At 61.0% G+C, this 4,814-nt stretch carries 3 protein-coding genes and 1 pseudogene; all 4 read left to right on the top strand.

Going from position 1 to position 4,814, the window contains the following annotated elements:
- Positions 1-180, top strand: a 180-nt coding sequence (locus tag AB0C87_RS42770) for a hypothetical protein (protein WP_360582293.1), incomplete at its 5' end; no start/stop codon positions are given.
- Between the two features lie 686 nt (positions 181-866).
- Entirely contained in the window at positions 867-2,210 is a 1,344-nt protein-coding gene (locus AB0C87_RS42765; protein WP_360582291.1) for a tyrosine-type recombinase/integrase, read from the top strand.
- Between the two features lie 1,490 nt (positions 2,211-3,700).
- Entirely contained in the window at positions 3,701-4,189 is a 489-nt protein-coding gene (locus AB0C87_RS42760) for a sigma-70 family RNA polymerase sigma factor (protein ID WP_360582289.1), read from the top strand.
- A 314-nt stretch (positions 4,190-4,503) separates the two neighbouring features.
- A pseudogene (locus AB0C87_RS42755) lies at positions 4,504-4,814 on the top strand (histidine kinase); the annotation flags it as partial.

Here is a 4,814-nt window from a genome sequence, read left to right as displayed (position 1 = left end):
CTGTCCGACAGCCGCGTCATCCTCGACCAGCCGGGCGCGGAGAAGCTCGTCGGGCAGGGCGACGCCCTGTTCCTGCCGATGGGCGCGAGCAAGCCTATGCGCCTCCAGAACGCCTACGTCTCCGAGAAAGAGATCCACAGCGTCGTCGACCACTGCAAGAGCCAAATGCAGCCGAACTAGGAACGTGTCCGCCCGCCCGAGCCCACCAGCCAGGCCCGGCGAATGAAGCGTCACACGCGTGGTCACCGAGCAAGGGTCCTTCGACGCTGGGAAGACGGCCCAGCTGACGTCGTCGTCGACCTCACGCCCTGCACGTCCGCAGCAGCTGACCACAGTGCAAAGAGCTCACCGCCGCGGCCCAGTACATCACGGCTCTGGCCCGCGGCAATGTAAGCGTGGTGACGCACGGGAAGAGGCATCCTGCGCCAGATGGATTACCGTTCGCGCAGCTACTTCACCCCGTCACTCACCACCGCGAACCAATTAAGGCCACGAATATCTATCCACATCCCATAAGTAATCTGGCCGCCATTGGCGCATTGTCCAGCCGTCCAGCATGCCGTGCGTCAACACCGCGCCCATCGTCGACAACATAACCGAAGGATCATGCGGAAGCCCTCGGCGCCTTCAGGGGTGCGGCCACTTAGAAATGGCCTTTCAGATTAACTGGATCTGAACCTGTGACCTCTTCATCCCGAAGGGCGAATTGTACGTTTTCTGCGGCTCGCAGAAAACGCTTGATCTCGATAAAATCCCAGGTAGATGGCCTGTTTGGCTGCCAGCGTGTGATCTCCAGGGTCACGCCATCACTCGCAGTCCGGGGTCAAACGAGGGTCAGATGATCAAGCCTGGGAGGCGGGAAGTCCATGGGGCAGACACGCAAGAGAGTGGGTAAGGACGGCAAGCCACGTTACACGGCCTACTACGACGACATTCGCGGCCAGCGAAGGTCTGCTGGAACCTTTGCGAGCAAGAAAGAAGCGGACAAAGCATGGCAGCGCGCCGAAGTTAAGGTCTCGGAAGGGAGAACCGGAGAACCTGCCCGCGGAAGGCAGCGATTCAGAGACTACGTCGAGAACACCTGGCTCCCGAACCACGAGATGGAGGCCAGCACCCGGGAGGGCTACACCTACGCCATCCACAAGCACCTCATGCCGGAGTTCGGCGGCATGCGGATGGTCGACATCCTCCCCGAGCACGTCCGAGCCTGGATCGCCAAGCTCAAGAACCAGGGCATGAAGCCCGTGACCATCCAGTGCAACAAGATCATCCTCAGTGCCATCTTCACCACAGCCCTGGACGACCAGGTCACCTACCTGCACCCCTGCCGTGGGGTGAAGTCTCCGCCCATCGCGCGCAAGCCGCTCCAGATCGTCACGCCTGAGCAGTTCGACGACGTCTACAACGCTCTCCCCGAAGGCACCTTCCGTCTCCTCGCCGAGACCGAGATCGAGAGCGGTCTCCGCTGGGGCGAACTCAGCGAGCTGCGTCCCAGGGACCTCAACCTCAAGACGCGCATCCTCACGGTCAGCCGCACGGTCGTGGAGCTCAACCCGAAGTTCCACCCGGAAGGCGGCCACTTCCTCGTCAAGGACTACCCGAAGGACAAGGAGTACCGCCGCTTCAAGCTCAGCGCCCAGATGACCGAGAAGCTCGAAGAGCACATCAGGGCTGCGCGCCTCACCCGAGACGACCTCTTCTTCCACATGCCGCCCCAGGACAAGCCCCGCGCCCGCATCACCGAGATCCCAGACCCGGAGACCCTCGGCCGCACGGAACCGAACGAGAAGGGCCGCACCTACAACCACGGAACCCTCAGCGGCTACACCGCCGGCCGCTGCCGCTGCGACTACTGCCGAGGCGCCTTCTCCCTCTACCGAGCCGCCCGCCGCGCCAACGGCAAAGACAACCCGCGCCCCCTCCGTACGCGCATGACGGACGGCCACATCCCCAACGACTGGTTCCGCCGCAACATCTGGAACCCAGCCATCGCCGCCGCCGGCCTCGACTTCAGGCCGACCATGCGCGACCTACGCCACGCCCACGCCTCCTGGCTCCTCAACGGCGGCGCTGACCTCCAGATAGTCAAAGAACGCCTCGGCCACGCCTCCATCGCCACCACAGAGCGCTACCTACACACCCTCCCCGACGCCGACGAAACCGCCCTCGAAGCCCTCGCAAAAACACGGAGCAGGTCAAGCACTCGATAGCTACGACAGTTGCACGCCAGCGGAACTCGCGCGTTCCAAAGCCACGGGGGTATCTCTCTCGGCCCAAGAGAGATACCCTTCGCGCATCCAGATGGCCGCACCGACCCGGTCATAGTGCGTAGCGTCGATCACGCACGCCTTGCATCAACGCATTGCCATGCCGATGACCGGACGTCGAGGACACAAAGCCCAGGAACACCTTTGGTCCAACGGAGGATGAGACCAGCCGATTTGTCAGGTTCCCGAGACGCGGTGGCGGTAGCATGTGGGGCATCCAGGTCCGCCGCGGGTGCGATTCTTGACAGTGGTTTCCACTGGTGACCACGTGACCTGCGCCGCAGAGCGTTGCGGCAGTCAGCAGAGCCATCGATTGCGCACCGGCGACTGGTCAGTCGGACCCGATCCTGCTCAACATCCGCGGGGCTCGGATGGATTGGCACGCCGCCACCCGCCTCCTGCGCCGTCTCGCGGCCGAATTCGTCGAGCGGTTGCCGCGAATGCACCCGCCCATGCTTCCGCCCACCTTCGCGACACCACCATGCTCGACGCCGGCGTCGACCTCCGCGACGTGCGAATGGCCCCACGCCACACAGACTAACGCGCCACCATGCGCTACGACCGAGCTCGCAACAATCTCGACCGCCACCCCCACTCCCGCCTCGTCAGCTACAAGGTCTCCGGCACCTGAACCAAGGTGCGCAAGTTGGTACGCGCTGGTGTCGACTAGAGGAGGCTGCAAGGTGCGATCGGCATTTCAGCGTAGCTATCGGCGCGCCTCCAATATCTATCCTGATACTCCATGGTGACGGGGCAAGCGCAGGGAGTTATATGGCCAGGTAGTTGGCTACCTGCGCCTCCGTAGCATCCAAGCCAAAAGTTGTCGCCTAGAAAAACTTGTCCCTCGACCGTCACGCTGAGCCGTCTGGAACACACTCCCCTCCTAGAAGGCTAAGGACGTGGGAGACCGTCGTAGGAGGGGCTATAGATGATCGATCCTGTCCTGTTCAGCACAGTAGCTTCAGCCGTCGGAACCGTAGTCACCGCGTTCGCGGCGTGGGGCCGTGCCCGCAATCACAATAATGAGCAGCTTACGGCGTCAACAAAATGCACTAAGCGGGGCTGCTCTGCAGAGTTTCCTGCGACCTGTAGAGGAAGCGGAGTCAGCGACAATGCGGCAGAGCCGGGTCGTCTGAATTCTTCACTGGAGATCCAAATAACAATCGCAGTTTATGTCGAAGGCCGAAGAGGATTTCGCCACTCTTAACGAGTGACCCTGTAAACTGTAGGAGCATTCCATCTCCTTCGATCGGCAAGCGAATGGTCAATCAAACATATCGAAGGATGGTCACTCGTCAGCCCGCAGCGGTAGCTACTCTGGTCTACATAGGCGCTTCAGTCGCGCCAACTCCGTGCGTAAATGTTCGATCAATGCTTCGGAAGTGGAGAACATGTGATTGTGGCGAATCATCTACCTCGGGCTATAGCTGCCAATGCAGGATAAAGCTGAATTTGAGGCGTATTTTCGGCAGGACTACAGTCTGCTCATTCGGTTCGTCATGAACCTAGGAGCACAGCGGTGCACTGCCGAGGACGTCGTTATGAACACTCTTCTAGAGGCTCTACAAAACTGGGACGTCATCGAGCATCCACGCGCCTGGGTGCGAAAAGTCGCCACCCGGAAATACTTGAAGGCTATCGACCATGACATACATAGGTTCGACACCTTGGAGGATGCTCCTTTGGTTCTGGCTACTCTCGATGTCGCCGAACACTTTGCGCAACGTGATCTTGTGCAAGCCGCCCTACAGCGCCTACCAGATAAGCAACGGATAGTGATGGCATGGACCATTGACGGTTATCCTCCCAAGTGTATCGCCGAGGAACTGGAGTTCTCCGCTGACTCTGTCCGCAAGATCTTGCAACGCGCCAGGGAAAATCTGAAGAGCTTTCTAGGAAGAGACGACGACTGGGAGGCATAGTGAAAAGCCATGGACAACCTAACAAGGAAACGCCACTAGGCGCCCGCCGCCATCCTCTCACAGAGGAGGAGTTGGACGAAGTACTCCATGCCGGCCAGGAGGAGTTGCAGGAGTACCTACTGAATACCGTTGACACATCAACCGCCCTGGAGATCATCCAAACAAGGGCACGATCTCTTGAGCAAAATGCAGTGCAGGGGCAGTCACATCCTAACCGGGATCAAGTTGAGAAATCGCAGCCTGGCTTGGAAGGTGAGTCCCCACGCATAGACAACTTGGCGCCTGGGCCCCGGTATTTTGCTGCGGAGAACAGCGTGGAAGATCAGTCCAGCACGGCGGATGAGAAGGCGATCCGCGACGCTCTGCTGAGCCTGGCACGTCGGACCCAGACGCTGGTGCACCGGCAGCTCACGATGCTGGACACCATGGAGCGCCGCCGCGACATCGGGACCAAGGAGCTGGAGGAGCTCTTCCGTCTCGACCACCTCGCGACCCGCATGCGGCGCAACGCCGAGAACCTCATCGTGCTCTCCGGCGCCCTCCCGGCCCGCGGCTGGCGCAACGCCGTCCCGATGGTGGACGTCGTCCGCGCCGCCGTCGGCGAGGTCGAGGACTACACCCGCGT

This window comes from Actinomadura sp. NPDC048021, from assembly GCF_040653135.1.
Taxonomy (GTDB): domain Bacteria; phylum Actinomycetota; class Actinomycetes; order Streptosporangiales; family Streptosporangiaceae; genus Spirillospora; species Spirillospora verrucosospora.
This window is presented reverse-complemented; position numbering and strand designations above follow the sequence as displayed.

What these genes read in the sequence shown, in the direction of transcription:
- AB0C87_RS42765 (WP_360582291.1), top strand. Translation starts at nt 867, where the DNA reads ATGGGGCAGACACGCAAGAGAGTGGGTAAGGACGGCAAGCCACGTTAC.
- AB0C87_RS42760 (WP_360582289.1), top strand. Translation starts at nt 3,701, where the DNA reads ATGCAGGATAAAGCTGAATTTGAGGCGTATTTTCGGCAGGACTACAGT.